Genomic DNA, 25,568 nt, shown 5'->3' with positions numbered 1-25,568 from the left:
TGCTGAAAGACGTTTTCTATTTCTAAAAATATATCAATTTTCACGAGGTGAAGCAACTATGAGGAACGAATAAATAGGCACGACTGTAAAAACCAGCCATGCCCATTTCATTATTTGCAACTGCTAAGGGAGCATAAGTGCATTAATCTCTTTCAAGGAATTCATATCATTTGCTTTAATTTGGGCATTGGATAATGTGTATAATGTGCTATTGATGTACATAATCCGGTTGATGCTCTTGTCGCTGTAATACCAATTACCGCCAGCTTGAGCAAGATCATCTTCATTTAAGTGTGTGATGGTTCCTGTAAGCTTAAAGCCGGTTTTTAAATCTAGATGATAGACAAAGGCACCTTGATAAGCAAATTGTCCATAGGCAGGAGACGGATTGTTTATCGACGGCTTCTCATTGCTGCTAGGGTCGATTTTCATCAGAGTAACTGGGAAAGCCAATAATCCTTTGTCCTTATCGAACAGCAATGCTTTTGGATTGTGCAGCAGCTCTGAATCTGTCCCGCGGTCCCCGATGCTTTCTTTAAACATTTCGATAGGGTGGCTGACATCCGTTACATCAAACATCGCAATTTTCATTCCTTGGTAAAAAGCTGTTGTGCTATTACTACCTGTAATCCCACTATTCCCATTAGATACCACGACCGTGTCTTTGCCAAAACCTATGATATGATTTTCGTCATAAGGATGTAGATAATCACTATAGCCTGGAATTTTTAGAGACCCGAGAACCTTTGGAGATTGCGGATTCGTAAGATCAATAACGAATAATGGATCTACTTGCTTGAAAGTAACGATATAAGCCCGATTCCCCATAAACCTTGTCGAATAAATCCGTTCACCTGGAGCCAAATTTTCAAGCTTGCCTGTAACCTCTAAGGCTTCGTTTAATACATACACATTGTTTTTAGATGTCTGCTCATCATTGCGCCAAGCCTCGCCGCTTGTTGTTGCGATCCGGAAGTAGCCTGCATATTCGTCCATGGCATATTGATTCAATACGGTACCAGGTACCTCGCCACTACCCGCAAAACGAACAGTTGCTTGATCTAACATGAATTTATAGACCAAGCTGGTCGTTTGCTGTTGAGGTAGAGCTATGGGGGAAACATTTGAAGCATTTGCAACAGGCTCTACGCCATTCAGATGCTTATACTGACTTAGAGTTATATAAAGATTTTTCTCTGAAGCAAATACATTCTGGCTGGAGCCTAAATAAGCTTCAACATTTGCTTTGGTAGTGGGTTGATCTAAATTCACTCCGGCTATCAGTAAATAGTTAGGCTGGATGGATTGTGGAAAATAACGCATATGATCATATCCAATAGGAATTAACTTATCGGAAACAGCCGTGTCACGAAAACCAGGCGATGGAACTTCCGTTTTCTCATTCATAATCGAATAGCTGTTCACATACTGGTTTGCGATAAGATAGAGGCTGGCTCCAATTTTACGAGAGGTTACATAGCTGCCTTCAAGCTCAATTTCACGCACCTTTTGGATGTTTTCTTTATTGCGAATGTCATATTGAATAGCCTTTACGGTGCTTTGGCCTCTAATCGGCATCAAACGCTTGGAATCTGCTTGGATCGAATTAGGTGCACTAATCGCAATGTTATTGTATGAAGTACCAATGACTATTAAACGAGTCTCATCTAAGTAAAGCTCTGTTGGCATAAATTGCTGCTCCGTAAAAGGAAGAGTAGCAACGACCTTCATTTCCTCAGCTGGTAAAGCTTTTGTAACAATAATCCGCTGTTTGTTGACTTGATAAATGTATTGGCCATCTGTTTTGACGATGTCTGCTTCATCCACACCTTTTACTTGTACATTTGTACTGGAGTGATCGCTGCTAGCGCCATTAGGTGCCGGCATTGCTGCTACTGGTGCTGCTGGTGCAGTTTCAGCGTTGGATACTGGCGATTTACTAATCAAATCCATAGTTTGGTCTGTACTAGGGGCATATTTAACGAGTAAGTCCTGTAAATGCTTATAGTCGCCTACTACAGGCAATAAACTTGCTTCATTTTCAATCGTAATTTTCTTGGTAATCCCATTCCATTTAACAATCGACCCAAAAGCCTCGCTAAAAAAACGCAAAGGTATCATCGTAGTTCCATTAACAATAATAGGTGCCGTTGCTAATTGAAAGCTAGCTTTATTTCGTTTGGCTAAGGTTTTGTTGATCGTTAGCTGAAGAGTGGTAGTGCCTTTTACAGCCGTTATGGTTTGTTGGGCATTATTCCAGCTGATTTCAGCACCCATGGCTTCGGCAATCGTGCGAAGTGGTACGATCATTGTCCCATTTTGCAAACGAGGTTGCACCGTAAATGCTAATGTTTTACCATCCAACGTAAAGCTGTAAGCACTGTCTGAGCTTGCTGCAAAAGCGGGTGTAATCGACGACACACCAAGTGAGAAGAGGAGCAGTAATACAAGATTAGGATATAAAAGCCATTTTTTCATACAAATAACCCCCGATTTATATTCTTCCTAATCATTAAACGAGAATATCTTCCATTTTGTTGCGTTTTCATTGTAAATAAAAAAGCTCATCCACAACCTATAATCTGGCTGCTGATGAGCATTTAATGTAAGTTCATTCTTATGCGTTTAGCTGCTCCATTTGCTCAATCAGTTCCTTGAACACACTCATCGCTTGTTTGATTGGCTCAGGAGAGGACATATCAACGCCGGCTTTTTTTAGAATATTGATGGAGTAATCACTTCCGCCGCTTTGCAAGAAACCAAGGTAACGATCTACTGCTGGCTGGCCTTCGCTAATAATTTGTTTAGCAAAGCTAGTTGCAGCCGAGAAGCCTGTGGCATATTTGTAAACATAAAAGCTGTTATAGAAATGCGGGATACGTGCCCATTCCACTTCAATATCTTTATCCACAACCATCTCATTGCCAAAATATTGTTTGTTTAAGTTGTAATAAATCGAGCTTAGCTCTTGTGGAGTTAAGGACTCGCCTACTTCTGCTTTCTCGTGAGTGATTTTCTCGAATTCAGCAAACATCGTCTGACGGAAAACGGTTGTGCGGAATTGATCAGCGTAATAAGTAAGCAGGAACATTTTAGCTTTAGGTTCCGTGGTCTTTTTTAGCATGTAATCCATTAGTAAAGCTTCATTCAGTGTAGAAGCGACTTCAGCTAGGAAAATCGTATATTGAGCTTCACGGTAAGGCTGATTGGAGTCGGATAGATAACTATGCATCGCATGGCCCATTTCATGAGCAAGAGTAAACATGCTGTTAAGGTTATCTTTATGGTTGAGCAATACGTAAGGATGTGTGCCAAAGGCACCCCAGCTGTAAGCTCCACTGCGTTTGCCTTCATTCTCATAAATATCGACCCAGCCGTCATTAAAGCCTTGCTTTAATACCTTCAAATAGCTTTCACCAAGTGGCTTTAAGCTTTCTAAGACCATATTCTTTGCTTCATCGTAGGTAATGTCCATTTTAAACTCGTCAACAAGCGGCGCGAATAAATCATACATATGCAATTCATCAACTTTAAGCAGTTTTTTACGCAGCTTCGTATAACGCTGCATTAACGGTAAGGATTCATGAATGGTATCAATCAAGTTAGTGTAAACATCCTTCGAGATATTGTCGCCATATAGGGACATTTCCAATACAGAAGGATATTTTTTAGCGCGGGCATAAAAGACATTTTTCGTGATATTTGCGTTTAGAATAGCGCCGATGGTGTTCTTTTGCTTCGCATAAGTGGCATACATCGCTTCAAAAGCATTCTTCCGTACATCACGGTCTTTGCTTTCGAGAAATTGGATGTAACGGCCTTGTGTCAGCTCGATTTCTTCTCCATGCTCATTTTTAACCTTAGGAAATTTCATATCTGCATTGTTCAGCATCCCAAAAATAGTTCCTGGGGCTTGTGCTAAATTTCCGACCTGAGCAAGTAGAGCCTCTTCTGCTTTGGATAGCACATGAGCTTTTTGGCGCTTCATTTCTTCAAGAGTATGCTTATATAAACTTAAGTCTGGGTTAACGATTAGCGCATTAAGCTGATCATCGGCAAGGCTAAGAATTTCTGGAACGATAAAAGAAAGAGATTCATTAGCTTCAACACTCAGCTTTTTGGACTTTTCGGAGAGGGCTTGAAACTCTGCTTCTGCTGTATCTTCATGGTGCTTCATATTGGCATAAACGTAAAGTCTTTCGGTATGTACGGAAATTTCATCCTCTAAGGCGAAGCAGGCTTTTATGGTTGCCGCATCCTGAAGCTTACTTTGATAGGCATCCACTTTTTTCAATAATTCCTTAGTTGCTTGATATTCTTGATCCCATGCTTTTTGATTGGGGAAAAGGTCTTCGAGCTTCCAACGCTGCTCCACAGGGATTTCTGAACGCTTGGCTAATTGAGTCATAGGTATCCTCCTAGTAAATTGAGATGGTTTACTTTCTACTGCGAGTACCGGTGCTTGAAATGTCTGCATAGTGCAGCAGGCCAATAAACCGATGGACAGGGCAAAGGGAATCATTCGCATAGTCGCGCTCCTAAGTTTTTAGCTTAGTATAGGCGCTTAGTGTAAGAAGCTATACAACATTAGAAAAAAAGCTAAGCTAACCATGACGATCGCAATAAGTGCAAGAGGCCGTTTCATCTGGGGCGGTAGAGAATCGCGCTTCATTATGATTATAAGTGCTAGTGAAAACGCGACAATAATAAAAGTAAGAATCGACCCGGAATCATCCAATTTGTTCACCTCGGTTATATTTTTAAAAAAGCCTTTCTTACACACGATAAGAGAGGCTCTTAAAAGCTATAGTTTTATACCTCGCGGAATGCTGTCATTATATCTTCCCACTCTTGAAGATTATCTGCATAATCAGACTTGGGAAAACGTTGCTCAACCCAATGCATCATAGCAGGACGACTGAGAAAGGTTTGAGAGTCTTCCCCCCATTGATCCGAGATTTCTCTTACATTTAAAGATTTGCCGTTTACCTCAACCGTAAGCATATTCCAATTGTCTTTCTTGTAAATCGAATGTTTTTTAATCATCAGGTACTCCGTTTCTTATATTGTATTATCAAAAATATACTCTATGACAACGTATAAATCAAGAAAATCGGCGACAAACTGCGAGCTAGTATGGGTTGAAGAGAATGGAAAAGGGTGGTAATATCTAAGTTAGGCCAGAGTGGCCATACAGGTAACATGCAGGTGCAGGAAAATGGCATGCATGCAAACTGTAAGATGAGTTGAGGAGAGTTGATTTAGATGAATGAGCCGAGGAAGTTTTATGAGCAAGTGGGTGTTGCGATGACATGTCGCTCCTACACGGAATACGAAAAAATGTTTGTGTTGAATGAGGAAGAGCTGCAGAATGGTGTTATTCTTGACATTGCTGCTGGTGCATCGTCGTTTACAGCAGTAGCCAAAAGTAAAGGATTCAAAGCAATTGCAGTTGATCCGCTTTACCTGAAATCTGTCCCAGACATGGCTGAGTTTGGCCTCAACGAAATAACCTCCTCTACGGATAAATTATCTAAGCTAACCCAAGCCTTTGATTGGAGTTATTATGGCAGCCCAGAGCTGCACCGTGAGAATAGATTAAGATCTTTGGATGTATTCATGAATGACTATGCCAGAGCAGATGCGAACCTAACCTATTTCACTTCCGCCTTGCCCGTATTGTCCTTTGCCTCTAATACGTTTTCATTGATCCTTTGCAGTCATTTTTTATTCTTATATCAGGAACAATTTGACTATAGTTTTCATATAAATGCTGTAATAGAAATGCTTCGAGTATGTCAAGTCGGCGGACAAATTCGAATATATCCTATCTATGATTTTAAAGGCTTGCCTTTCCCGAATTTACAAAAGCTAATGAACCAAATTCAGGAGCATGGTGCAATAGCAGAATTGGCTCCATCTCAGCTGCCTTTTATCCCTGGCTCCACTCATTATTTAAAGATTTCTAAGCTCTAAAATCATTCATCTACACTCATTTTTATCTTGAAAATGAATTTGGATTCATGATATAATACACACAATCGTCACAAATGGCGATATTTTTTAGGAGGTTGTTTATTTGAAGGGTACAGTGAAATGGTTCAATGCAGAAAAAGGCTACGGTTTTATCTCAGTTGAGAACGGTGACGATGTGTTCGTTCATTTTTCAGCAATCCAAGGAGAAGGCTTTAAATCATTAGAAGAAGGGCAATCCATTGAGTTCGAAATAACCCAAGGAAACCGCGGTCCTCAAGCAGCTAACGTCGTTAAATTATAAGTTTAAGTGGTCCTTATAATGACTATTCATTCTACCTAATAGAAGCAGTTCCTCTTGTATGGGGAGCTGCTTTTTTCTGTTTTTAGGCGAATTTAAGGATTGATTTTGACCGCTCTTTTTGAACATGGTAAACTAAGAATAGTAATTTTAACAATAGGGAGCGACATCTCAATGCCAAAGTTTAAGAATTTTAAGGATAGAAAAGGTAAAGCCGATCAAGCACGCAATAATATGTATGTTAAATTAGCTCGCGAAATTTTTGTGGAAGCCCGCAGAGGCGGTGCTAATCCGGATGGAAACTTTAAATTAAAAACTGCGATTGCTAATGCACGCCAGATTAATATGCCTAATGACAATATTGATCGTGCCTTGAAAAAGGCAGTTGGCGGTGCAGATACCGTAGATTATGAAGAAATGATGTATGAAGGCTACGGTCCAGGTGGAGCCGCGATCATGGTTAAGTGTTTGACAGATAACCGCAATCGTTCAGCAGCAGATGTTAGAGCGATTTTTAATAAACGTGGTGGCAATATGGGTGAAACAGGCTCAGTTAGCTATATGTTTGATGAAAAAGGCATTCTCGTTATCGATCGTGAGAAATATGAGCTGGACGAGGATGAACTAATGATGCAAGTGCTAGACAGCGGGGCAGAGGATGTAATTACAACGGATGAAACCTTTGAGGTTGTCACACATCCCCATGAGTTTGAAGTCGTTAAGAATGCTTTGGAAACGGCAGGACTTTCCTTCGCAACAGCCGGCATTCGTTGGATTCCACAGAATACGGTTCAAGCGGATGGAGATAATGCGGACAAGCTCTTAAAAATGATGGATGCGTTTGATGAACTGGACGATGTGCAGGATGTATTTGCTAATTTTGAGGTAGATGAGGCTTAATTAAGAATGGTTAGAATCTCATCAATTTCTTTACGATTTAAACGACCTGGAATCTCCGCTGGATGACCCAATGAAATCACCATATTGATTTGGCACTCTTCCGGAATTTGCAGGTATTCTCTTAATTGTTCTTGAGCTAATAGGACTGGCCCTGTCATTGGACAGGTTGCTAGTCCTTTTGCATGTGCGGCAAGCATTAGGTTCTGGGAGGCAAGACAGCTGCTTTTAATACCTTCCTCAGCCCAAACGGATGCTTCAACTAATTGAATGGGTTCAAATATTTTATCGCGAAATTTAGAGGTGTAAGGTGTAGCTAAACAGATGATTAACACGGGTGCATTAGAGAAAGCAGTGGCATAAGGCCCGAAGGACTTCACAAGCAATCGTGCTTCCCTGTTTAAGCCTTGTTGTTCGGCTGTCTCTGCTCTTAAGTGAAGCTGATCCCAAGTCAATTGCTCAATTTCTTTAATTTTACTCTTGTTGGTAATCGCAATGAATTTCCAGGTTTGAGAGTTGGTATCGCTGGGAGCATAACGAGCACAATCAATAATTTCACGAATATCTTCAACAGATACAGCCTGATCAGTAAAATTACGTATGCTGCGCCGATTGATCAGGATCTCTTTAAATTCGGTATAATTCATCAGGAAGACCACCTTTTGTATGAATTGATACTAGATTCTAGTATCTGGTACTAATTATACTTATGTATGATAAAAATGCAATCGAAATTAAGCTTTACCGTTATTCTTAATAATTCTAAACCCCGCCCCCCCAATTGACTATTAGTAACTTTAATTTTCTTCCCCAGATCACCCTTATTTTCGTAAAGTAGCTTTATCCCGTTTGAAATTTAAGAAATGTAGAAGCAGCCAAGTGCAACCTGCAAAAATCCAGTTAGATTGGGCAAAAAAGAGTGTTAGTGAGCATTTGCCTACAAATATCCAGTTTGTTTTCAAAAAAATGGCCGAAAGAGGTCTTTTTAGCTCTTTTTAGGAATTCTAAATGGATAATTGCAGGTAGATGGCATGAAAAAGGATGAATTGACTTAATGAAACTGTATTTTTGTGTTTTCATTTTATGGACAGAGCTTTAAACTTGTTTACCATTCCATTTCATCTAAACTTTTTCTTAATAGCTCATAGTGCAGAATTTTATGCCCTTTTCCACGTGGGATAGGACGCAACCACTCCTTTTTGCAAAGGGACTGCAAACAACCAACTGAATTTCGGTGGTCTATAACCAAGTGATTTTCAATATCTATGGGACGAATTGGACGAGATAGCTGATAAGCCAATAATACAATTTCTCTTTCTATTCGATTCAATATATTTACAGGAGCAAGTCCTGTCTTATAGCGGCTAAGAATTAGTCGTAGTAAGGTAATACAGAGCTCTGGACGGTGAGCAACATCATCATAGGCAAAGGAAACCACACGAAAACCCATTGCTTGTAGGAAGGTTTCTCGATTCAATTCTTCACAATATCGATTGCGATCCATATCTCGCACATGAGCATCATAACCTTTTATTTCCCAGATTACTTTTACAGGCCCAGGTAGCCAAGCAAAATCAGCGAAATAGGAGCGTCTTCTCAAGTCCAGAATTTCATATTCTGGATGTAAATCATCCAAATTACCAATCAGCGCCCACCAAACATTTCTCAAAAATAAGATTTCTCCATGCTGATGCCCTCGCTCTAACCGTCCTCGCCTTTCTCCAGTTCGCTTCTCTAGATGTTTATCCAGCCAATTTTTATGCGCATTATCAAAATCCATACACTTCTTCCTCCAATTCTACAAATAAAAAACGCCCCTAAACCATCTGATTGATGGATAGGGACGTTCTTCGTCACTTTATATAAACATTATACCTTAAATGGGCTGGGGTGAAAAGGGATTGGTTATAGGAATTAATATCCGATAAGCAGCTGTTTATTAGAGTTTTCAAGTTTCTCAACCACTATCTTGATCTTTAAAATGAGCCAGCAAGAAACCAATCCCAGCTACAAATGCAATTGCGCTAGCAACAATATATAGTGTATGACCACCCCAACGATCAAAGACGAGGCCGCCAAGCAAGCTGCTTATTAATCCAGCCATTCCGCTATAGACGACAGTAAAGATCGCTTGCCCAGTAGCGCGATATTGATCAGGAACAATCTGAGTGATATAACGAAATGCCGTGAATAAAAAGATGCCAAAGGTAATGCTATGCAGGGCTTGAATCATAATAATATAATGGGGTTCTATGGTAATACTCATCAAAAGATACCGAATAACAAAAGCAAAGCTTGCTAAAGCCAGTAAAGGCAGTTCCTTATAACGATCTCCGTATCTGCTTAATAAGAAAAATATCGGAATTTCACTTAATGCTGAAACGGTCCAAGAGTATCCAATTAAAGCTTGACTCGCGCCTAATTCGTGAAGGTAGAGTGATAAAAAAGCATCATTCGCACGATGAGAGATGGCTAAGACTAATATAAGTGAGAGAAAGATAATTAACTTGCGTGATAAAAGGATCTGAAAGAGGCCAGAAAATTCAATTTTTTTAATGTTGCCGCGACTATCTTTTAAGAGAAGTGACAATAAAAGCGACAAACCAATTGTGCTGATGGTTAAGAGTGCAATGAGCTGGGGATGCTCCTTTTGCGATTGCAGCATTATTCCGAAAACTAATGCGGAGGCGGCAAATCCAATGGAGCCCCAAACTCGAAAGGAAGCATAGCTTGCTCCTTTTTTACTGCTGTAAAGTAGTAATTGGCTGTCATTTAAAGTATTTAACGGTGTCTGGAAGAAATAAAAGCCTATCATTGCAATAAAAATCAAGAAATAACTATTCATCTGAAATAAAAATAAAGCTAGACAAAGCTGGCCAATCAAAACGGCAACAATTGTTTTTTTCATAGTATGATATTTATCACTGATATATCCCCAGAACAAATTAGATAATATACTAATCGTTGGCCCAATGGAATAAATTAAGCCAATTTGAGTTTTGCTGTAGCCCATTGAGACAAAATAGGTTGGGAAAAACGAAATGATCAAAGCATTGGTCATGAAAAATGAAAAAGTAAAGCCTCGCAATAAATTTGAACTTTTAATATCTGTTGGTTCAGAACGCATGTATTTCACTCGTTTCTTACAGCTTTTGGATTAGTATAGCATAGAAATGTTTGGCTTGGGTGGCTTGGAGCTTGCATTAGTGGTACATTTATTAGGGTAAGGGGGAATTAAGACATGAGAGCAGAATTCGTTTATAATGACCGATTAGGGATACCAGTACCTGAGTTAAATGAAGATTGGGAAAGCTACCCAATTAAAATACGTGAACAAATTGTTGATGAATGGGAGCAAATTCGTGGTCGAATTCCAGAACGCATCTTTGAATTGGAGAAGATCATAAACATCAAACAGAATCTCTTAAATGTTGAAGAGAATTTCCCGCTGGCTTGTCAGCTGAATTCTCAAATAGCGGAATGTGCCAGTATAATAAATGACTTACATTTATGGTATAGATCAAATCAAGATCTGCACTCGCGGGTTCATCAATAAAGTGATATAATCTTATTTTGAAGTGCAACAACACAAGTATGGGGGCACCATTTTGAATTCCAATCAAGCTAATTCTAAGCTAATACCGCATAATCCCATATCCTTAATGACACGTGTTTATCGTTATATTCTGCCTGAAGTAAAGGCTCAGCTTCATGTTTGGCGTGAGACTGCAGAACGAATCCCAGATCATGAGCTTAAAACCCAAGCGTTAGCAAGCATAGCTACAAAGCAATTTCATTGTGAGGGTGGAGCTGTTTATGCTGCTGCCAATTTGCCGCAAAGACATGTGTTGATCCCTTTAATTGTTGCTTTTCAAACAATCAGTGATTATCTGGATAATTTATGTGATAGGAGTACGTCGCTTGATCCGCGAGATTTTCGCCAATTGCACCAATCTATGCTTGATGCAGTGGATCCTGATGCACCTTTTCACGATTATTATGAATACCATGAGGAAACCGACGATGGTGGCTATTTATTAAAATTGGTAACGACGTGCCAAGCTTGGATTAAGCTGTTGCCTGCTTATGGGCTAGTAGCAGAAGAAGTCAGACAATTGGTCTCATTATATTGTGATTTGCAAGTCTATAAACATATACGTGTTGATCTACGTGAACAAGCTTTATTGGATTGGTGGGAAGAGCAAAAACATGCCTATCCACAGCTCAAATGGAATGAATTTGCAGCTGCAACCGGCTCTACGCTTGGTGTGTTTATGTTCTTTCTAGCAGCGACGGATCGTGGTCTGGATGCAACTAAAGTCCAAGCTATTCGTGAAGCATATTTTCCCTATGTTTGTGGACTTCATATTTTATTAGATTATTTAATTGATCAAGAAGAAGATATAGCAGGAGGAGATCTTAACTTCTGCAGCTATTATGAAAACAAAGACTTTGCCGTTCATCGGATTGCCCAAATTGTATTAAAAGCGAGAGAGCAGGTTGCTTTATTAGAAGCACCATCCTTTCATCGGATGATAATAGAAGGCCTTATTGCCGTTTATTTAACAGACCCTAAGGTTCGCAAGCAATCTGAGGTAAAGCAAATGTCCAAGCAGCTCATGAAAAAGAGTCCGTTAACGCGATTATTCTTTTTTTTCAATAGTAAATGGATTCGATTGGTATCTAATCGTTATTAATGATTTATATTATATAAGGGGGAAGTAGAATGTCAGCTGTACAATCTATTGCAGTATTAACAAGTGGTGGAGATTCTCAGGGGATGAACGCAGCGGTACGTGCTGTTGTTCGTAGTGCATTATTTCATGGATTGAAGGTATTTGCCGTTCAAAGAGGGTTTACAGGTTTAATTAATGACGATATTCGTCAGATGGATTTGCGTAGTGTTGGCGATATTATCCAACGTGGAGGTACTATTCTTCAAACAGCTCGTTGTAAAGAGTTCATGTTACCTGAAGGTCAAGAAAAGGCAGCACAGAATTTGAAAAATCGTGGGATTGATGGATTGGTAGTTATTGGCGGCGATGGTTCTTACCAAGGTGCTAACAAGCTTAGCAAGCTTGGAATTAAAACTATGGGCTTGCCTGGAACGATTGATAATGATATTCCTTTTACTGATTTTACAATTGGTTTTCACACAGCGGTTAGTATTGTTGTTGATGCGGTTAATAAACTAAGAGATACGATGTCCTCTCATGAACGTTCTTCTTTGGTTGAGGTTATGGGAAGACATTGTGGTGATATTGCTTTATATGCTGGATTAGCTAGTGGAGCGGAAACAATTCTTGTTCCAGAAATCGAGTATGATTTACAATCCGTTGCTAAACGTATGAAGGAGAATTTTGATCATGGCAAGCGACATAGTATTATTCTCGTTGCAGAAGGTGTAGGTAAAGGCGACGATATCGCTAAAGCCATCACTGTACACAACGGAATCGAGCCGCGAGTTACGGTGCTTGGCCACATTCAACGTGGCGGTGCGCCTACGCATAATGATCGTATTCTGGCCAGTCAATTAGGTGATTTTGCAGTGCGTCAGTTAATAGATGGCGATTCAGGTAAAGCATGTGGAATTATTAAAAATGTATTAGTAGCTACAGATATTGAGAAAGTTGTGAATACCAAGAAGGAATTCAACATAGAAATGTATAATCTTGCCTTGCGTTTGTCTCAATAATTTAGCGCTAATTCTATTATAGAACGAAAAGTAAGCAGTATCTGAGGATGTAGTAAATCAGATACTGCTTATTTATGTTTAAGTAACACTTTTGTAATGTTTAATTAAGACTTCATTGAAACAAAACCATGACAGAAAAGCCAATGACAGACGAAAAAATGGAAGCGAAATAGAATAAAGTAATAAGACCGTAGTTACTTGAAGGATAAGTAACTACGGTCTAATAATGTTTAATTATATTTTACACCTTCCGTAAATCGGTTCTTGGAATTCCAGAGTAAGAATTCATCAACTCCACTTTCCTTAAGGGCACGTATTTGTTCATCCAACTCATGTTTACCATATTGAATATGTCCAGGCACCCAGGTAGCAGTAAAATCTTGAATCCATGGACGTATGATTGGTTTTAAGGCATCAATCGATTCCAGCTTTTTATGAGTATCCTTCATCGCTCCCAAAATGGTTTTATAAGGGGCAGCATCCGGCACTTTTGAATCAAACCAGCCTGTGCTGTAATGACTTGGATATATCATTGGTGAAATTACATCAACATTCATCGAAATTTTATTGAAATCCTGACCTATTCCTTCAGCTGCTGGGACTGAGGCGGCATATCCGAAGATATCAACAGATACGCGTGCCCCTAATGGGGTTATCTGGTCTTTAGCATATTTAACAAAAGAAGAGACAACATCGGTTCGAGTACGCTTATCTTTGGTATATTTCAATATGTCAGCGCGTTTCTCAAAGCCTTCAGGAAAACGTACATAGTCAAATTGAATTTCTTTGAACCCGGCTTTGATGGCTTCTTTGGCAACTTCGATATTATAATCCCAAACCTCTTGCATATAGGGATTAACAAAGCTGGCACCACTTGTTGCTTTATTCTTCCAAACAGTTCCATCCGCATTAACAAAGGAATATTCCGGTTTCTTCTCTGCCAGAATCGTATCTTTAAACACAACAATTCGGGCAATCGGATAAATATTATGTTCTTTAAATGTCGCCATTAACTTAGGCATATCCCTAATTATCTTCTGTGTAGTTCCAAAAGCTGCTAATTTCGGATTTCCCGTATCATAAGTAATGTAGCCATTATCATCTTTAATATCAAGGACAATGGAATTTAATTCCGTATCATCCAGCAGCTTCAACATGGTTTGGAATCTTTCGACTCCCACGCTATAAGCGGTTGAATAGATTCCTTTTACTTTAACGGCTTCTGGTTGAGGATCCTTTTTATTAATTGGGATAAGAGGTACATCATTTGGAAAGTTGACAACAACTTGTTCAGGTGGCTTATTTGAGTTAATGGAAGCCTGAACCAATTGGTCTATCGTAAGATCTGTATGACTACCGGATAAATTTCCCCAAACCATCATTAATGCAGCAAGTAAAATATCCATCTGTAATTTGTCTCCTAATTTTCAATTATCCTTTTATTATAAAATAATTTCACCGATCCGGACACAGGTAATTTGAAGCATTTTGTTGAAAAATAGCGAATAAGAAAGGGGAGAGCGAAAAAAAACGCCCATTAGTGTAATCGGGCGTCTTTTTGATGCTCATAAATACTGTGTTGAATAATTTCCACTGCATCTTCTGCCACAAGCGCATCGATTCCATTAGCGAGAACAATTTGAAAATCCAGCTCATTTCGCTTCAAAAAAGGATAAAGCTCTGGGGTTAACATCATTACAATCCTGGATAAACTTACAGTTTCCACAGACCTCACCCTTCCAATCGAATTGATATAGCGATTAGAGAAAAGTAAAACGGAAAGCTTACAACATAACCAGAATTCATATGAAATTGTATGCTTCTCAAGTATAACATAATCTGAGGTTAATAGGTATCCGCTATTTTCACGATTTAAGCTTGCGAAACTCTCCAATTACCGTGGTCGTCTCGACTATATTAACAAAAGCTTTGGGATCGCACTCTTTAATAATGGCTTTAAACTCAGCAAGTTCATACCTTGTAATGACTGTCATTAGCATATCTTTTTCTTGATTCGAGTATGCGCCTGCTGTTTTGATCAGTGTGACTCCTCGAGGTAAATTTAGCAATCTTTTGGTGATTAATTCTTTTTGCTCAGTTATGATAAAAGCCGTTACTTTCAAATGGCGAATATGAATGGTGTCCATGACTCTACTAACAATAAACATCGATAGCATGGAATAAAGTGCTAGGTTCCAATCTTCTTTGAAATAACCCAGAGCGAATACGACAATACTATTGAGAGCTAGTAGAAAGGAACCTAATGGAAAATCGTGCTTGCGTGTGAGAATGGATCCAATAATATCAAATCCACCTGAAGAACCACCAATTCGCAGTGTGATTCCAGAGCCAATCCCTAATAAAACACCACCAAATACTGCGGAAATAGTTTGATCAAACTTAAAGCTAATCGAATCGACAGGAATGATCTGCATAAACCAAACGGTAAAAATAACTGAAATCACACTCAATATAATGAATTTCCGTCCAATTGCAATAATTCCCCAAACCAAAACAGGAAGATTGCTGATAAAATAGATCAAGCCAATATTCCAATTGGTGAAATAACCTACAATCATAGCAACGCCGGATAGACCTCCGCTTAACAATTGATGTGGGATAAGAAACAAATTAAAGCTTACTGCGATAAAAGCTGCACCGAGCACGACAACTACTATTTCAAAAAATCGCTTCATCTGCACTCACCTTGTAATAAGTTTGTCAATTTTGGTTGATTTTCATCCAGTAAGTTTATGGAATTCAACAAACCATTCTATTTTTTCTTTTTGGTGAAGGTGCCTGATTTTTCACTTGTACTAGGCTTTTTAAATGAAGGCTTTGAGCCATCGTTTTTTCTTGTGAGTTCCGATGTTGCTGAGCTTGTATTAGATTTTGATTTGCTATTAAAGCTCCCAGCACGATCTGAAGTTGTAGGTACATTTGAATCAGCTTTAGTGGTTGTGGTTTTCGTACTCTGAGTAGATGAAGGCTGGGAGCTATACCCACCATAATCAGAGCCGCTATTGTCACTTAACTCGCCTAATACGGCTTGTATAACAGAAGCTGTTAAGTAAGTTTTTAGAAAATCAGATGCATAGTTATCTTTGGCATATTCGATCGAGTCAATCTCAATAAGTGAGTTTTTCTCATTTGCTGGGTCTTTTTGAATGTTGATGATTTTTGTTTTATAAACCAAAAACATTTTATCCTTGCTTTCCTTACTTTGCTCTTTAGGTGCTTCTTCTTGTGCAAGCTCAGTAGCAACTAAAGGGACGTCTTGATTTTCCGCAGAATATACTTTGGCATTTTCTTTTCCCTTGCCTTGCACATCAACAAGCGGATAGGTTTCTTTAATATAATTGCTTGCATTTGAACAACCAAGCAATAAAGTAAAGATCAATCCAAGGGCAATCCATCCATACCAACGTTTCATCTTTGTTCACCTCAAGGAAATAATGGGATTAAGGACGATTTGTTCTCATAAATTTAACCTCGGATGTTGGAGTTCTTGTACCTTGAAGCGCTACAAATTTACCATCTTGCCACTGCAAGAAGAAATAATTCTCATCGGTTGAGAAATATCGCCAAATTAGAACATCATCGCCACTACGAAAATCTGTACGCCCTTCGGTTCTTGTCACATCGGAACGATGGCTTTCTAATGTGTAAGACATTTCGCCGTCGATGTCCAGAGTTGAAGGGACGTCGTTGGGATCATCTAGTGCACCTTCGACAAATTCACAGATGAAGCACTCATTGGTGCGTCCTTTTTCAATGATAAGACAGGATATGTTTTTGCCATTTTGTAGGTAATAAGCTATGCGGTGAGGGGCATAACCGCGGTCAAAATAGAACACTTTCCCTGAAACGACGTATTCTTCTAAATCAACGGTCACAATATCGCCTACATTTGAATCCTCTAATAAATTAACGACAGCTTGCTGAGGTACTTTTTTTTCGCTTTTAATGATGGCACCAATACGCTTGAAAATGGACATAGTTCCAACGCTCCTCCAATGAAATCACATACTTTAAACATACCCTTTATACGTTTTTTCTGCAATCGGGTTTCAAGATGAAAAATAAATGAAAAGAAAATTGAGCCAACATGGCTATTATTAGGTTAAGTGTGATATAGTAGTAATGATGTTCTTAAGTACGGCATGTATTTTCCATCTGGATAGGGAAATACTTTTTTGTTTGTGTATCGATTTTATGTTCATATGTGGATACTATATGCGTATAGAAAAGTCGCACTTAAGGGTATAAAGAAATATAGGGGTGAGCAACCTTTACCCTGTATAAAAGGAGATTGAAGTCATTTGAAAACATTTAACGAGTTTGGCCTTGAACCTAAGGTACTACAAGCAATTACTGAATTGGGGTACGAGGAATCAACACCCATTCAGGAGGCTACAATTCCTTTGGCTATGGAAGGTAGAGATTTAATCGGTCAAGCCCAAACCGGAACGGGTAAGACGGCGGCATTCGGTATTCCTCTAATCCACAAAATTCAAGTTAAAGAAGAGAAAATCGTTGCACTTATCATGTGTCCTACACGTGAATTGGCGATTCAAGTTGCAGAAGATATCGAGAAATTGGGACGTTTCAAGGGGATTCGTTCATTGCCGATTTATGGCGGCCAAGATATTGTGAAGCAAATTCGCTCTTTGAAGAAAAAGCCGCAAATTATCATTGGAACACCAGGACGTTTGTTGGATCATATTAACCGCAAGACGATTAAGCTGGAAGATGTACAAACCGTTATTCTAGATGAAGCGGATGAAATGCTTGATATGGGCTTTATGGAAGACATTCAATCCATTTTGAAGCTTGTACCTGCAACACGCCACACCATGTTGTTCTCGGCAACAATGCCAATGAACATCCAAAAGCTTGCCCAACAATTTTTACGCAACCCTGAGCATGTTTCAGTTATGTCGAAGAATATCACTGCACCATTGATACATCAGGCATATATTGAAGTTCATGAAAAACAAAAATTCGAAGCGCTTAGTCGTTTAATTGATATGGAAGCTCCGGATTTAGCGATTATTTTTGGACGTACAAAACGTCGGGTAGATGAATTATCAGAAGCATTACAAAAACGTGGTTATTCCGCTGATGGTCTACATGGCGATTTATCACAAAACCAACGTGATGCTGTAATGCGTAAATTCCGTGATGGCAGCATCGATGTTCTAGTTGCAACTGATGTAGCAGCAAGAGGCTTGGATGTTTCAGGCGTTTCACATGTTATTAACTTTGATATGCCGCAAGATCCAGAAAGCTATGTACACAGAATTGGTCGTACAGGACGCGCTGGTAAAGAAGGTAAAGCCTTAACATTTGTAACACCTCGTGAAATTGATCATTTGCATTTTATCGAGAAAGTTACTAAGCATAAAATTGATAAAAAACCTTTGCCAAGCATGGCTGAAGCCATTGAAGGCAAACAAAAAGCAACAGCTGAAAGAATTCTTGACGCTGTACAGAATGAAAAAGGCCATGAATTCAGAGGGCTTGCTATCCAATTGTTAGAGCAATATGACTCTGTAAATTTATTGTCATGTGCTTTACAATTATTAACAGGTGACAGCAAGGAAGTTTCAGTGGAGTTAACTCCGGAAGATCCGTTACGCGCTAAAAAGCGTCATGGCGATATTCGTTCATCAGGTAGACGCCCAAGTGCTCCTTATTCCTCAGGCAGCTCATCAGGTGGATCTTCAGGTGGAAGACGTTATGATCGCAGCTCAGGATCAGGTGGTTCAAGCACTGGAGGTTCAAGCTCACGCCCGCCACGTAAAGAAGGCGGCGGCTGGGAAGGTCGCGATAGCAGACCAGGCAATAGAGATTATAAAGGTACTAACCGGGATGCCAATAAATCCCCGCGCAGTAAAGAAGATTTTGTAAATAAATGAGCTTGATTTAATAAGGAAGGCGATGTTCTTAATGAACCTCGCCTTTTGTTTGAACAAAACTGTTTTTTTAATTTAATTTCCTATATAATAAGACAAGCAGAAAACTCTGCGTATGCTTATTAAGTCAGTTTTCTGGTAAAACTCAGTAAACGCTTACGATGCCAGTTTTCTGGCGAAAACTCAGTACATGCTTACGATGCCAGTTTTCTGGCGAAAACTCTAAGGGGGATATGGTTTTGGAATTTAAAGGGATGATGGGTGGACTTTATAAAATAACGGAATGGATAATGCGGTTAGCGGTCATTAATTTATTGTGGATTGCTTGCTCGATCCCTTTCGTCTTTATTGCCATTGTAGTTTTGCTAACACCTGCTGCGACAACGGATACTTCAATGGATTCATTGATTTGGGGATTAATATTTCTAGCCATTATTGCGCCCTTTACAATCATACCAGCCTCGTCAGCAATGTTTTCCGTTGCGCGTAAATGGGTAACTGGCGATGAGGATGTACCTTTATTAAAAACTTTTTTCCGCAGCTATAAAGAGAATTATAGGCAAGCTATGATAGGAGGTTTTATCTTTGTCATTCTTGCTGCTATTTTGACGGTCAATATGAAATTTTATAGTGGCAATACCATTAATTCACTTGGTTTTCTAGTTTATTTATTCATTGTCCTGTTTGTGTTCTTAATTGCTGCTTTTTTCAACTTTTTATCCATACTAGCTCATTTCCATATGAAGATATGGCAAATTATTAAGAACAGTATTTTACTTACTTTAGGTAACCCGATTCAATCTATTGGGATCTTGGTAGTAAATGCCTTTATTATTTTTATTGGTTACAGATTTGGCAAAGGATTCATGTATGTGTTCTTCACTGGGAGTTTAATTGCTTATTCAACTTTTTGGCAATTTAATCGCAATTTGCAGAAAATTCAAACTAAGTTTGAGAAGCAGAATGCAGAAAAAGAACTATTGGAACAAGAAACTAAAGGCAACGAAATTAAATAGTGTAAAGTTTACTTTCAAATTAGAAAGTCATATAATAAATGAGAATCCTGCGATGCTCGTTACGGTTTTAAGTTGTTTTAAACCAATGACTGTTTTCCGGGAGACCCATATTGAAACGCAGCTGACATGCCCCCGAAAGGGGATCTCAAAAACGTTTCTGCGGTCACCCACCTGCTAAGGCGGGTTTGGAACACGTAAATCGGACGGCAAAGCGGGTTTTAACGTTTTTAATAATTCAATTACAATAGAAGCCCACAAACCAGAAGGAGGGAATTATATTGAAGATTTTTATTGATACAGCTAATTTGGCAGAAATTCAAGAAGCGTTTGATCTAGGGGTTATTGCTGGAGTTACAACTAATCCTTCATTAGTAGCTAAAGAAGGCAAGGACTTTTTTGTAATGCTGAAGGATTTGATTGCGATCGTTGGCGATTTGCCAGTAAGTGCAGAGGTTATTAGCTTGAAATCAGAAGAAATGGTCGAGCAAGGCAAGAAGCTTGCAGCTATTGGGCCTGGTATTGTTGTTAAATTACCGATGACTGAAGAAGGCTTGAAAGCTACTAAGCAATTGACAGCACTTGGCATCAAAACTAATGTTACTTTAATCTTTAGCTCCACTCAAGCTTTATTGGCTGCAAGAGCGGGTGCAACATATGTATCACCATTTATTGGTCGTTTGGATGATATTAATCAAGTTGGAATGAATTTAATCCATGAAATCAGTGAGATTTTTAAAATTCATGGGATTCAGTCCGAAATCATCGCAGCAAGCATTCGTCATTCTGCTCATGTTATTGAATCTGCTTTAGCTGGGTCTGATATAGCTACTTGCCCTTTAAAAATTATTCAAGCCATGATTAAGCATCCATTAACAGATGCAGGAATTGCTAAATTTACGGCAGATTGGGAAGGCTCTAAACTAGGCTCCTTCTAATATCCTGATATATAATAAAAGGCTTAAGCCTAAGTAGTTAAACTACTGGGCTTCAGCCTTTTTTTGCTGATTTATTCTTGGACAAGATCGCTTAATTTGTGAAAAGAATCCTTGAGAATCGGGTATAAATTTCGGTAGATACTGTAGTATTCTTCATATTTAAGCTGGTTTTCTTCATTTGGCAGAATACGTTCTTCAACTTGAATCCATTTCTCACATAAGGAAGCAATATCTTGCTTTAATACACCTGACGCAGCCATCACAGCAGCTCCATAGGCAGGACCATCTGTTGAGTTAACCGTGACGACTGGATATCCGAAGATATCAGCAATCATTTGACGCCAGAATAAGCTGCGAGCTCCACCACCACTTACTCTAAGTTCACTAATGCTAACGGAAGATTGCTTCATTAATTCCAATGAGTCACGCAAACCAAATGTAATGCCTTCCAATACAGCGCGAGTGAGATGGGCTTTGGAATGACGCAAATTCAAGCCGATGAAGCCTCCACGTGCTTTAGGATCTGGATAAGGTGTTCTTTCACCTGTTAAATAAGGAAGGAATAATAAGCCTTCACTGCCAAGCGGAGCTGTTGCTGCTAATTCAGTCAAATATTCATATACATCTCTGCCTTCAGCAGCAGCTTTCTCCAATTCTTCATATCCAAAATGGTTTTTCCACCATTGTAAGGAACCACCTGCGGATAGCATCACGCCCATGCGATGCCATTTATCGGGAACGCCATGACAGAAGGAATGAAGTCTAAATTGATCATCTACCTGATAGCTATCGTCATGTACAAACACAACACCGGATGTTCCAAGAGCTACAGAGGCGATCCCTTTTTTAACAACGCCAACACCAACAGCTCCACAGGCTTGATCGCCTCCGCCTGCTACAACAGGAGTGCCAACAGTAAGTCCTGTTAATTGGCTAGCTTCATCTAATAGACCGCCTACAACGTCATTGCTTTCAAATAACGGCGGTAACCATTCCATTGGAATTCCAAGCTGACTTACAACCTCATTAGACCAACGGCGGTTTGCGACATCAAGAAGAAGCGTACCACTTGCATCAGCTACATCCATCCCGAATGTTCCTGTTAATTTTAGCCGTACATAATCCTTAGGGAGCATGATATGAGCTACCTTGGCATAATTCTCAGGCTCCTGGTCTTTGAGCCAAACAATTTTCGGTGCGGTAAATCCAGTTAATGCTTTATTTCCTGTGAGCTTGCCCAGCTTTTCAACACCTATGGTTGCTTCAATCCATTCACATTGACTGGCAGTACGCTGATCGCACCATAATAAAGCAGGACGTATCACATTCAAATGCTCATCCAAAAAGACAGACCCATGCATTTGTCCGGACAAGCCTACTCCTATAATTTCATTTCCAGAAACAGCGGATTTTTGCAGCAGATCCTTAATACAGGCAATAGAACCATGCCACCAATCCTCCGGATTCTGTTCTGCCCAGCCTGGAAAAGGCTGCAACAAAGGATATTCCGCACTTGCACTGCTTTTTACTTGGCCAGCTTCATCAACTAAAATACATTTAACGGCTGAAGTACCTAAATCAATCCCTAGAAAATATGCCACAACAGTCACCTCGAATTTTTCTTGAAACTTTGTTTAATTGATTTACAAAGTTTGTATTATATATATTCGAACTATATTTTAAAATTCCTGCTTATGCAGGTAAACGATCATAAACGAAGAATAATAAACATAAGAGAAAATGGGAGGAGCAGATAGTCATGTTTGCTGAAGAAAGGCTTTTACGAATTGTAGCCATGGTCAACAAGCTGGGAAAGGCAACAGTAGCGGAGTTAAGTGAGAGCTTAGCTGTTTCCTCTGTAACCATTCGTCGGGATTTAGAGAGATTGGATCAGGAAGCACTTTTGATTCGTACCCATGGTGGAGCCATGGCTTTGCAGAATAATAAACTAGAGATTACTCAAGAGAAATCATTTTCTGAAAAAGAAGAAGCTTTTGCCGTCGAGAAAGAACGGATTGCTGAGGCTGCTTCCAAGCTTGTTAATGATGGAGATGCTGTATTATTGACACCTGGTACAACAAATATGCGCTTAGCGAGAATGCTTATTGGTAAGAAAGAATTAACATTAGTAACTAATGCTGCTAATATCGTTACTCATATCGGAAGTGAGTCTGGTATTGATATCATTCTTACTGGAGGTAAGCTTCGAAACAAATCTTATGCGATGGTTGGGCCATTAGCTGATCAAGCATTAAGTGGAATTCGTGTTGATAAGCTGTTTCTAGGGATTGATGGCTTTGACTTTAACGAAGGATTAACCACCCCCAATTTAGCTGAAGCTAATACGAATCGACAGATGATCTCTATCGCTAAAAAAGTCATTGTTGTAGCCGATCACAGTAAATTCGGCAAAGTTACCTTCTCACAAATTGCTCCGATTAATGTAGTGCATACGGTGATATCTGATCATTTGCTGCCACTCGATGTTGCTGATAAAATCAGGGGGCTCGGAATTGAATTAATTTTATGTTAAGCCTTAATAACTATTGTCAAAGCACTAACTTTGGAATATAATGAAAATGAAAGTAAACGAAACTAAATTATCATAAATGAAGTTACTCTAAATGAAAAGGAAGTGGTGAGTGAACCATGTCAAAAAACCTAGAACAATTAACCAATAGATTTGTCGAGTTACATGGCGAGTCAACGGAAGCTATACGTTATTTCAACGCACCGGGAAGAGTCAATTTGATTGGCGAGCATACAGATTATAATGGAGGTTACGTGTTTCCAGCAGCGTTGACGTTTGGAACTTCTTTATTGCTTCGCAAAAGAGCAGATAATCAGCTGCATATGGCATCTGAGAATTTCTCACTTAATAAAACAATAACCTTAGAGCATGCAGCTAATGTAAAAGAAGATGATTGGATTAATTATCCTAAAGCGATTCTTGTACATTTGGCGAAGCGAGGATTTACTTTTGGCGGCTATGACGTGCTTTATTATGGTGAAATACCCAATGGTGCCGGTTTATCTTCATCTGCTTCACTTCAGCTAGTTACTGCCTTCGGATTTATGAGTATGGAGGGTCATCCGATTGATCGTGTGCAGCTGGCTTTAGTAGCACAAGAGTCAGAAAATCAGTTTATGATGGTTAATTGTGGAATTATGGATCAATTTACGGTATCGATGGGTAAAAAAGATCATGCAATCCTTTTAAAATGTGATGACCTTCATTATGAATATGTCCCCTTCGAAAGCAAAGGATATAAAATTGTTATTGGCAATACAAACAAAAGAAGAGGTTTAGTCGATTCTGAATATAATGCTCGAAGAGCACAATGTGAGCAAGCGGTGCAATTTCTCAGAGCAGCATTTCCCCAATTAAATTTCTTAGGTGAAATTAACTCCGAGCAGCTAGCTGCAAACGCACATTTGATAACAGATGAAGTTGTTCTAAAAAGAGCACAGCATGTTATTGAAGAAAATGATCGAGTGTTGAAATCAGTTACTGCATTGAAGAACAATGAGCTTCATGCATTTGGTGAATTGATGACAGCTTCACACAAATCACTACAATATTTATATGAAGTATCCTGTAGAGAATTAGATGTAATGGTTGAAGCGGCGCTACAATGTCAAGGAGTGTTAGGATCTAGAATGACGGGTGCAGGTTTTGGCGGTTGTACAGTTTCATTGGTCCATGAGGATCATGTGGCGGAATTTATTGAGCAAGTTGGTTCATCCTATGCAGCACAAACTGATTTTAAAGCAGAATTTTACGTAGCAGATATCGGGGATGGCGTTAAAGAGGAGGTCATATAATGGCAGTTTTAGTAACAGGTGGAGCAGGATATATTGGTTCTCATACAGTAGCGGCTTTATTGGAGCGGAATGAAAGTGTGGTTGTGATAGACAATTTGCAGCAAGGCCACCAAGAAGCCGTATTAGGCGGTGTCTTCTATAAAGGCGATATTCGTGATACAGACCTTTTGGATAAAGTTTTTGCAGAGAACGACATTGATGCAGTTATCCATTTTGCAGCTAATTCCTTAGTTGGTGAATCCATGCAGAATCCTGGGAAATATTATCACAATAACGTGTTTGGTGCGATTTGTTTATTAGAGAAAATGAAAACAAGCGGTGTGAAAAAAATTATTTTTTCTTCAACAGCAGCTACTTATGGAGAACCAGAAAGTGTTCCTGTCCTAGAAAGTGATCCGACAAATCCGACAAACACATATGGTGAAACTAAGCTTGCAATGGAAAAAATGATGAAATGGTTTGATGTAGCACATGGAGTTAAGTTTGTTGCCTTGCGTTATTTTAATGCTGCTGGCGCTCATGAGAATGGCCAAATTGGCGAGGATCATTCGCCTGAAACTCATCTAGTTCCTTTAATCCTCCAAGTACCGCTTGGTCAAAGAGAGCATATTGCCATTTATGGTGAAGATTACCCAACGCCTGATGGTACTTGCATTCGTGATTATTTGCATGTATCTGATTTAGCTGATGCGCATATTCTTGCGCTGGATATGCTGCGTGAAGGCGGAGAAAGCAATGTGTATAACCTGGGGAGCGGTAAAGGCTTCTCTGTTAAGGAAATGATCGAGGTTGCCCGTAAAGTAACAGGTCATCCTATTCCAGCGATCGTGCAAGCAAGAAGAAGTGGAGATCCTGCAGTTCTAATTGCTTCCTCGGATAAAATAAAACAACAGCTGGGTTGGAACCCTTCGCGTGACAGCTTAGAAGCAATTATTCAAACAGCATGGAATTGGCATCAAAAGCACCCAGAAGGGTATGGAAAACAGTAGAATAGAGGCGTGGAAAAGC

General features: G+C 39.4%; 24 protein-coding genes and 1 other RNA gene. 13 read left to right on the top strand and 12 right to left on the bottom strand.

Annotated elements, in window-relative coordinates; genetic code table 11:
* Window positions 1-123 precede the first annotated feature (123 nt).
* The 3 genes from EHS13_RS22640 to EHS13_RS22630 form a co-directional block, all read right to left on the bottom strand.
* Window positions 124-2,478, bottom strand: a complete 2,355-nt coding sequence (locus EHS13_RS22640; RefSeq protein ID WP_155702569.1) for a beta-propeller domain-containing protein — start codon at window positions 2,476-2,478, stop codon at window positions 124-126.
* Between the two features lie 139 nt (window positions 2,479-2,617).
* Window positions 2,618-4,408: an oligoendopeptidase F gene (pepF, locus tag EHS13_RS22635; RefSeq protein WP_193571439.1), complete on the bottom strand. Its 1,791-nt coding sequence runs from the start codon at window positions 4,406-4,408 to the stop codon at window positions 2,618-2,620.
* A gap of 404 nt (window positions 4,409-4,812) precedes the next feature.
* Window positions 4,813-5,046, bottom strand: a complete 234-nt coding sequence (locus tag EHS13_RS22630) for a hypothetical protein (RefSeq protein ID WP_155702567.1) — start codon at window positions 5,044-5,046, stop codon at window positions 4,813-4,815.
* A gap of 219 nt (window positions 5,047-5,265) precedes the next feature.
* Here EHS13_RS22630 and EHS13_RS22625 point away from each other — a divergent pair, with 219 nt between their 5' ends.
* From EHS13_RS22625 to EHS13_RS22615, 3 genes are all read left to right on the top strand, one after another.
* Window positions 5,266-5,976: a methylase gene (locus EHS13_RS22625; protein ID WP_155702566.1), complete on the top strand. Its 711-nt coding sequence runs from the start codon at window positions 5,266-5,268 to the stop codon at window positions 5,974-5,976.
* A 103-nt stretch (window positions 5,977-6,079) separates the two neighbouring features.
* A complete protein-coding gene (locus EHS13_RS22620) occupies window positions 6,080-6,277 on the top strand; it encodes a cold shock domain-containing protein (RefSeq protein ID WP_155702565.1) in 198 nt (65 codons plus the stop codon).
* A gap of 171 nt (window positions 6,278-6,448) precedes the next feature.
* On the top strand, window positions 6,449-7,174 hold the full coding sequence (locus EHS13_RS22615) for a YebC/PmpR family DNA-binding transcriptional regulator (protein ID WP_155702564.1): 726 nt from the start codon (window positions 6,449-6,451) through the stop codon (window positions 7,172-7,174).
* Here the strand turns inward: EHS13_RS22615 and EHS13_RS22610 are convergent.
* The 3 genes from EHS13_RS22610 to EHS13_RS22600 all read right to left on the bottom strand — a co-directional run bounded on the left by EHS13_RS22610 (window position 7,171) and on the right by EHS13_RS22600 (window position 10,298).
* Window positions 7,171-7,818, bottom strand: a complete 648-nt coding sequence (locus EHS13_RS22610) for a nitroreductase family protein (protein WP_155702563.1) — start codon at window positions 7,816-7,818, stop codon at window positions 7,171-7,173. The genes EHS13_RS22615 and EHS13_RS22610 overlap by 4 nt on opposite strands.
* Before the next feature lie 458 nt (window positions 7,819-8,276).
* Window positions 8,277-8,951, bottom strand: a complete 675-nt coding sequence (locus EHS13_RS22605; RefSeq protein ID WP_155702562.1) for a hypothetical protein — start codon at window positions 8,949-8,951, stop codon at window positions 8,277-8,279.
* A gap of 177 nt (window positions 8,952-9,128) precedes the next feature.
* On the bottom strand, window positions 9,129-10,298 hold the full coding sequence (locus EHS13_RS22600) for an MFS transporter (RefSeq protein ID WP_155702561.1): 1,170 nt from the start codon (window positions 10,296-10,298) through the stop codon (window positions 9,129-9,131).
* 114 nt (window positions 10,299-10,412) lie between these two features.
* Between EHS13_RS22600 and EHS13_RS22595 the strand changes: the two genes are divergently transcribed.
* The 3 genes from EHS13_RS22595 (at window position 10,413) to pfkA (ending at window position 12,866) form a co-directional block, all read left to right on the top strand.
* The gene (locus EHS13_RS22595) at window positions 10,413-10,727 is read left to right on the top strand and encodes a hypothetical protein (RefSeq protein WP_155702560.1); all 315 of its coding nucleotides are present in this window, start codon (window positions 10,413-10,415) and stop codon (window positions 10,725-10,727) included.
* A gap of 106 nt (window positions 10,728-10,833) precedes the next feature.
* Window positions 10,834-11,868 (top strand): tetraprenyl-beta-curcumene synthase family protein, encoded by a 1,035-nt coding sequence (locus EHS13_RS22590; RefSeq protein ID WP_155705476.1) that lies wholly within the window; start codon window positions 10,834-10,836, stop codon window positions 11,866-11,868.
* Between the two features lie 29 nt (window positions 11,869-11,897).
* Window positions 11,898-12,866, top strand: a complete 969-nt coding sequence (gene pfkA / locus EHS13_RS22585) for a 6-phosphofructokinase (RefSeq protein ID WP_155702559.1) — start codon at window positions 11,898-11,900, stop codon at window positions 12,864-12,866.
* Between the two features lie 230 nt (window positions 12,867-13,096).
* Here the strand turns inward: pfkA and EHS13_RS22580 are convergent, their stop codons facing one another.
* The 5 genes from EHS13_RS22580 to EHS13_RS22565 form a co-directional block, all read right to left on the bottom strand.
* On the bottom strand, window positions 13,097-14,272 hold the full coding sequence (locus EHS13_RS22580) for a putative glycoside hydrolase (protein ID WP_155702558.1): 1,176 nt from the start codon (window positions 14,270-14,272) through the stop codon (window positions 13,097-13,099).
* A gap of 131 nt (window positions 14,273-14,403) precedes the next feature.
* Window positions 14,404-14,592 carry a hypothetical protein gene (locus EHS13_RS36265; protein ID WP_162462902.1) on the bottom strand — a complete coding sequence of 63 codons (189 nt, stop codon included), beginning with the start codon at window positions 14,590-14,592 and terminating at the stop codon, window positions 14,404-14,406.
* 139 nt (window positions 14,593-14,731) lie between these two features.
* Window positions 14,732-15,562 carry a YitT family protein gene (locus tag EHS13_RS22575; protein WP_155702557.1) on the bottom strand — a complete coding sequence of 277 codons (831 nt, stop codon included), beginning with the start codon at window positions 15,560-15,562 and terminating at the stop codon, window positions 14,732-14,734.
* A 77-nt stretch (window positions 15,563-15,639) separates the two neighbouring features.
* The gene (locus tag EHS13_RS22570) at window positions 15,640-16,299 is read right to left on the bottom strand and encodes a DUF4247 domain-containing protein (protein WP_155702556.1); all 660 of its coding nucleotides are present in this window, start codon (window positions 16,297-16,299) and stop codon (window positions 15,640-15,642) included.
* A gap of 28 nt (window positions 16,300-16,327) precedes the next feature.
* Window positions 16,328-16,864, bottom strand: coding sequence for a DUF4178 domain-containing protein (locus EHS13_RS22565; protein ID WP_155702555.1), 537 nt, complete (start codon window positions 16,862-16,864; stop codon window positions 16,328-16,330).
* A 324-nt stretch (window positions 16,865-17,188) separates the two neighbouring features.
* Between EHS13_RS22565 and EHS13_RS22560 the strand changes: the two genes are divergently transcribed.
* The 4 genes from EHS13_RS22560 to fsa all read left to right on the top strand — a co-directional run bounded on the left by EHS13_RS22560 (window position 17,189) and on the right by fsa (window position 20,735).
* Window positions 17,189-18,787 carry a degradosome RNA helicase CshA gene (locus EHS13_RS22560; protein ID WP_155702554.1) on the top strand — a complete coding sequence of 533 codons (1,599 nt, stop codon included), beginning with the start codon at window positions 17,189-17,191 and terminating at the stop codon, window positions 18,785-18,787.
* 236 nt (window positions 18,788-19,023) lie between these two features.
* Window positions 19,024-19,800 (top strand): YesL family protein, encoded by a 777-nt coding sequence (locus EHS13_RS22555; protein ID WP_162463207.1) that lies wholly within the window; start codon window positions 19,024-19,026, stop codon window positions 19,798-19,800.
* Between the two features lie 41 nt (window positions 19,801-19,841).
* Window positions 19,842-20,022: non-coding RNA, 6S RNA (gene ssrS, locus EHS13_RS22550), on the top strand.
* Between the two features lie 56 nt (window positions 20,023-20,078).
* Window positions 20,079-20,735, top strand: coding sequence for a fructose-6-phosphate aldolase (fsa, locus tag EHS13_RS22545; protein ID WP_155702552.1), 657 nt, complete (start codon window positions 20,079-20,081; stop codon window positions 20,733-20,735).
* A gap of 71 nt (window positions 20,736-20,806) precedes the next feature.
* Here the strand turns inward: fsa and xylB are convergent, their stop codons facing one another.
* Window positions 20,807-22,336 (bottom strand): xylulokinase, encoded by a 1,530-nt coding sequence (gene xylB, locus EHS13_RS22540; RefSeq protein WP_155702551.1) that lies wholly within the window; start codon window positions 22,334-22,336, stop codon window positions 20,807-20,809.
* Between the two features lie 158 nt (window positions 22,337-22,494).
* Between xylB and EHS13_RS22535 the strand changes: the two genes are divergently transcribed.
* The 3 genes from EHS13_RS22535 to galE all read left to right on the top strand — a co-directional run bounded on the left by EHS13_RS22535 (window position 22,495) and on the right by galE (window position 25,549).
* A complete protein-coding gene (locus EHS13_RS22535) occupies window positions 22,495-23,268 on the top strand; it encodes a DeoR/GlpR family DNA-binding transcription regulator (protein ID WP_155702550.1) in 774 nt (257 codons plus the stop codon).
* Window positions 23,269-23,384: 116 nt separating this feature from the next.
* Window positions 23,385-24,560 (top strand): galactokinase, encoded by a 1,176-nt coding sequence (locus tag EHS13_RS22530; RefSeq protein WP_155702549.1) that lies wholly within the window; start codon window positions 23,385-23,387, stop codon window positions 24,558-24,560.
* Complete coding sequence (galE, locus tag EHS13_RS22525) at window positions 24,560-25,549, top strand: UDP-glucose 4-epimerase GalE (protein WP_155702548.1); 990 nt, start codon at window positions 24,560-24,562, stop codon at window positions 25,547-25,549. Before EHS13_RS22530 ends, galE begins: the two co-directional genes overlap by 1 nt.
* Window positions 25,550-25,568 lie beyond the last annotated feature (19 nt).

The organism is Paenibacillus psychroresistens (genome assembly GCF_009728935.1).
Lineage (GTDB): Bacteria > Bacillota > Bacilli > Paenibacillales > NBRC-103111 > Paenibacillus_AC > Paenibacillus_AC psychroresistens.
Note: the sequence above shows the minus strand (reverse complement) of the source record. Positions and strands in the feature narration are given on the sequence as shown.

Coding starts and splice junctions, on each gene's coding strand:
- pepF (WP_193571439.1), bottom strand. CDS start 4,408: ATGACTCAATTAGCCAAGCGTTCAGAAATCCCTGTGGAGCAGCGTTGG.
- EHS13_RS22610 (WP_155702563.1), bottom strand. CDS start 7,818: ATGAATTATACCGAATTTAAAGAGATCCTGATCAATCGGCGCAGCATA.
- EHS13_RS22570 (WP_155702556.1), bottom strand. CDS start 16,299: ATGAAACGTTGGTATGGATGGATTGCCCTTGGATTGATCTTTACTTTA.
- EHS13_RS22640 (WP_155702569.1), bottom strand. CDS start 2,478: ATGAAAAAATGGCTTTTATATCCTAATCTTGTATTACTGCTCCTCTTC.
- EHS13_RS22535 (WP_155702550.1), top strand. CDS start 22,495: ATGTTTGCTGAAGAAAGGCTTTTACGAATTGTAGCCATGGTCAACAAG.
- EHS13_RS22630 (WP_155702567.1), bottom strand. CDS start 5,046: ATGATTAAAAAACATTCGATTTACAAGAAAGACAATTGGAATATGCTT.
- EHS13_RS22615 (WP_155702564.1), top strand. CDS start 6,449: ATGCCAAAGTTTAAGAATTTTAAGGATAGAAAAGGTAAAGCCGATCAA.
- EHS13_RS22530 (WP_155702549.1), top strand. CDS start 23,385: ATGTCAAAAAACCTAGAACAATTAACCAATAGATTTGTCGAGTTACAT.
- EHS13_RS22600 (WP_155702561.1), bottom strand. CDS start 10,298: ATGCGTTCTGAACCAACAGATATTAAAAGTTCAAATTTATTGCGAGGC.
- EHS13_RS22590 (WP_155705476.1), top strand. CDS start 10,834: ATGACACGTGTTTATCGTTATATTCTGCCTGAAGTAAAGGCTCAGCTT.
- EHS13_RS22565 (WP_155702555.1), bottom strand. CDS start 16,864: ATGTCCATTTTCAAGCGTATTGGTGCCATCATTAAAAGCGAAAAAAAA.
- EHS13_RS22625 (WP_155702566.1), top strand. CDS start 5,266: ATGAATGAGCCGAGGAAGTTTTATGAGCAAGTGGGTGTTGCGATGACA.
- EHS13_RS22605 (WP_155702562.1), bottom strand. CDS start 8,951: ATGGATTTTGATAATGCGCATAAAAATTGGCTGGATAAACATCTAGAG.
- EHS13_RS22575 (WP_155702557.1), bottom strand. CDS start 15,562: ATGAAGCGATTTTTTGAAATAGTAGTTGTCGTGCTCGGTGCAGCTTTT.
- EHS13_RS22580 (WP_155702558.1), bottom strand. CDS start 14,272: ATGGATATTTTACTTGCTGCATTAATGATGGTTTGGGGAAATTTATCC.
- EHS13_RS22595 (WP_155702560.1), top strand. CDS start 10,413: ATGAGAGCAGAATTCGTTTATAATGACCGATTAGGGATACCAGTACCT.
- pfkA (WP_155702559.1), top strand. CDS start 11,898: ATGTCAGCTGTACAATCTATTGCAGTATTAACAAGTGGTGGAGATTCT.
- galE (WP_155702548.1), top strand. CDS start 24,560: ATGGCAGTTTTAGTAACAGGTGGAGCAGGATATATTGGTTCTCATACA.